Source organism: Martelella sp. (assembly GCF_984369615.1).
Genome location: NZ_CFHTCS010000391.1, coordinates 1 through 3,854, shown reverse-complemented (window position 1 = coordinate 3,854; position 3,854 = coordinate 1). Strand labels below are relative to the sequence as shown.

Below are 3,854 nucleotides of genomic sequence, written 5' to 3'. Positions count from 1 at the left end.
TGGTGCCGATCGGCTTTTTCGTGCGCGGGCCGGAATACAAGATGTGGGGGCTTTTCCCCTCCGACCTGCATCTGGTCGGCCCCCTGAAGGCGAACGATCCCTTCTACCTGCTCGGCGCGGACAAGCTCGGCCGTGATCTCTTCAGCCGGGTGATCTACGGCACGCGGGTATCGATGTCGATCGGCCTGATCGGGGTGTGCATCAGCCTGATCCTCGGCGTGGTGATGGGCGCGCTGTCGGGCTATTACGGCGGCTGGGTGGATCTTCTGATCCAGCGCATCATCGAGATCATCTCGGCGATGCCGACCATCCCGCTCTGGCTCGGCCTTGCCGCCGCCATCCCGGTCTCGCTCGCGCCCCTCAAGGTCTATTTCCTGATCACGCTGATCGTGTCGCTGCTTGGCTGGACCTCGCTTGCCCGCGAGGTGCGCGGACGCTTCTTTGCGCTGCGGGGCGATGATTTCGTCACGGCCGCGCGGCTCGACGGCTCCAACGAGCGGCGGATCATCTTCCGCCACATCCTGCCGTCGCTGACGAGCCATATCCTCGCGGTCGTCACGCTGGCGTTGCCGACCATGATCGTGGCGGAAACGGCGCTCTCCTTCCTCGGCGTCGGGCTGAAGCCGCCGGTCGTCTCCTGGGGCGTGCTGCTGCAGGACGCGCAGAACATCCGCACCATCTCGACGGCCCCGTGGTTGCTGATCTGGCCGGCCGGCGCGGTCGTGATCGCGGTGCTCTCCTTCAACTTCCTCGGCGACGGCCTGCGCGATGCCGCCGACCCCTATGATAGCTGAGGGGAGATGACGACAATGACGACTGTAATGACACCCGAGACCATCGTGCACGATCATGAGGGCTTCGGCGATGCGGTGCTATCGGTGAAGAACCTCTCCATCGATTTCCACCTGCGCCAGCACATCCTGCATGCCGTGCGCGACGTCACCTTCGATCTTCATCGCGGCAAGACGCTGGCGCTGGTCGGCGAGAGCGGCTCCGGCAAGTCGGTGACGGCGCGGGCGCTGCTGAAGATCGTCGACAAGGCAGCAAGGATCACCAGCGGCACGATCGTGCTCGATACCGATGGCAAGCCCGTCGATATCCATGCGCTGCCCGATGAGGGAAAGGAAATCCGCGCGATCCGCGGTGGTCGCATATCGCTGATATTCCAGGAGCCGATGAGCTCGCTCTCGCCGGTCCACACGATCGGCGACCAGATCATCGAGGCGCTCAGGCTGCACCGCAACATGAGCAAGGCCGAGGCGCGGGCGGAGACGATCAGCCTGCTGTCGCAGGTGGAAATCCCGAACCCGGAGGCGATGATCGATCGCTACACCTTCGAGTTTTCCGGCGGCATGCGCCAGCGTGCGATGATCGCGATGTCGCTTGCCTGCGATCCCGATATCCTGATCGCGGACGAGCCGACGACGGCGCTCGACGTGACCACCCAGGCTGAAATCCTCGACCTGATCAAGCGCCTGCAGGTGGAACGCGGCATGGCCATGCTGCTGATCACCCACGATCTCGGCGTCGTCGCCGAGGTCGCCGACGAGGTGGCGGTGATGCGCTTCGGCGTGATCGTCGAGCGCGGGCCGGTGGATGAGATCTTCTACAACGCCAAGCATCCCTATACCCGCCAGCTTCTGTCATCGACCGTGCGTCTGGAAAAGCCGCGCGTGGCGGACGAAGCCCGAGAGGCTGCGAAGGACGATGTCGTGCTGTCGGTGCGCAATCTCACCAAGGTGTTCGGCGCTGGCGCCGGCAAGAAGGGGTTTATCCTGAAGGCCGTGGACGATGTTTCCTTCGACCTGAAGCGCGGGGAGAACCTCGGTATCGTCGGGGAAAGCGGCTCGGGCAAGACCACGATGGGCCGGCTCATTCTTCGCGTCCTCGACCCGACCTCCGGCTCGGTCGTCTATCGCCCCGGCGATGGCACCGAGACGGAGGTGACGACGCTCGACAAGCAGGGGCTGCGCAATTTCCACAGCCAGGTCCGGCTCGTGTTTCAGGACCCGTTCGCCTCGCTCAATCCGCGCATGACGGTCCGGCAGGTGGTTGCCGACCCGCTCGTGGTGCAGGGCAAGCTATCGGGCCGGGAGATCGAGCAGAAGGTCGGCGACCTGCTGGAACTCGTCGGCCTCGACCGTTCCGCCATGGAGCGCTATCCGCATGCGTTTTCAGGCGGCCAGCGGCAGCGCATCGGCATCGCAAGGGCCTTAGCGCTCGACCCGAAGGTAATCATCGCCGACGAGGCGACGTCCGCGCTCGACGTCTCGATTAGGGCGCAGATCCTCGATCTTCTGCTCGACCTGCAGAAGCGCCTCGACCTCTCCTACATCTTCATCGCCCACGACATCTCGGTGGTCCGCTATTTCTGCGACCGGGTGGCGGTGATGCACCGGGGCCGGCTGGTGGAACTCGGCAGCGCCGAGCAGATCTGCACCGCGCCGGAGGAAGACTACACCCGCAGCCTGATTTCCGCGGTGCCGAACCCGGACCCGCGCAACAAGCGCATGCTGCACCGAACCAGATTTACCGCCTGAGGAGTTTTCGAATGCCGAAATTTGCCGCCAATCTTTCGTTTCTCTACGCCGATCTGCCGTTTCTCGACCGGATCGCCGCGGCCGCAAAGGATGGCTTTCCGGCCGTCGAATATGTCGGCCCCTATGACTTCCCGGAGGGGGACGTTGCCGCCGCGCTGAAGGCCGCCAATGTGAAACAGGCGCTGTTCAACCTGCCAGCCGGTGACTGGGCCGGTGGCGAGCGCGGCATCGGCTGCCTGCCGGACCGGGTGGAGGAGTTCAAGGCGGGCGTGGACACGGCGATTTCCTACGCCAGGGCGCTCGGCTGCCCCAAGATCAACTGCCTCGCCGGCATCGCGCCGAAGGGTGTTGCAGCCGAAAAGCTCGAGCAGACTCTGGTCAAGAACCTGAAATACGCCGCACCGCGTCTCGCTGATGCCGGCGTCAAGCTGCTGCTTGAGCCGATCAACCTGCATGACATTCCGGGCTTCTTCGTTTCGACCACGGATCATGCCGAGCGTATTCTGGAGGCGGTTGGCTCCGACAACCTGTTCATCCAGTACGACATCTACCACACCCAGATCATGCAGGGCGACCTTGCCGAAACCTACCGGCGGCTCAAGGCAAAGATCGCTCATGTGCAGCTCGCCGACAATCCCGGCCGGCATGAACCGGGCACGGGCGAAATCAACTATCCCTATCTTTTCAATATGCTGGACGCGGAAGGCTATGACGGCTTCATCGGCTGCGAATACAAGCCCTCGGCCGGCACAAGCGAAGGCCTCGGCTGGATGAAGCCCTGGCTTTAAGGAGGATCACATGAAAATCGGATTTATCGGCCTCGGCCTCATGGGCCGTCCCATGGCGGCGCACCTGATCGACGCCGGCCACGACCTTTACATCAATCGGTTGAAGCCGGTCTCGGAATTCCTCGTCGAAAAGGGCGCGACCGCCTGCGATACGCCGAAGGCGGTCGCGGAAGCCGCCGAGATCATCATCACCATCGTGCCGGACACGCCGGATGTCGAGGCGGTTCTGTTCGGCGAGAACGGCGTGGCTGACGGTCTTTCCGAAGGCAAGATGGTCATCGACATGAGCTCGATCTCCCCGGTCGAGACCAAGGCCTTCGCCGAAAAGATCTCGGCAAAGGGCTGTGGCTATCTCGATGCGCCGGTCTCCGGCGGCGAGGTCGGAGCCAAGAACGCGGCGTTGACGATCATGGTCGGCGGCTCGGATGCCGATTTCGAGCGCGGCAAGCCGCTGTTTGAGGCAATGGGCAAGACCATCACCCATGTCGGCCCGGTCGGCGACGGCCAGACCGCCAAGGTCGCCAAC

4 protein-coding genes are annotated in these 3,854 nt (G+C 63.8%); all 4 read left to right on the top strand.

Annotated elements, in window-relative coordinates; genetic code table 11:
* On the top strand, window positions 1-794 hold a 794-nt coding region (locus AC5DC2_RS20885), incomplete at its 5' end, for an ABC transporter permease (RefSeq protein WP_491699879.1).
* A 15-nt stretch (window positions 795-809) separates the two neighbouring features.
* On the top strand, window positions 810-2,540 hold the full coding sequence (locus tag AC5DC2_RS20880) for an ABC transporter ATP-binding protein (RefSeq protein WP_491699878.1): 1,731 nt from the start codon (window positions 810-812) through the stop codon (window positions 2,538-2,540).
* Between the two features lie 11 nt (window positions 2,541-2,551).
* Complete coding sequence (gene hyi / locus AC5DC2_RS20875; RefSeq protein ID WP_491699877.1) at window positions 2,552-3,328, top strand: hydroxypyruvate isomerase; 777 nt, start codon at window positions 2,552-2,554, stop codon at window positions 3,326-3,328.
* Between the two features lie 10 nt (window positions 3,329-3,338).
* A partial coding sequence (locus AC5DC2_RS20870) for an NAD(P)-dependent oxidoreductase (RefSeq protein ID WP_491699876.1) occupies window positions 3,339-3,854 on the top strand: 516 nt, incomplete at its 3' end.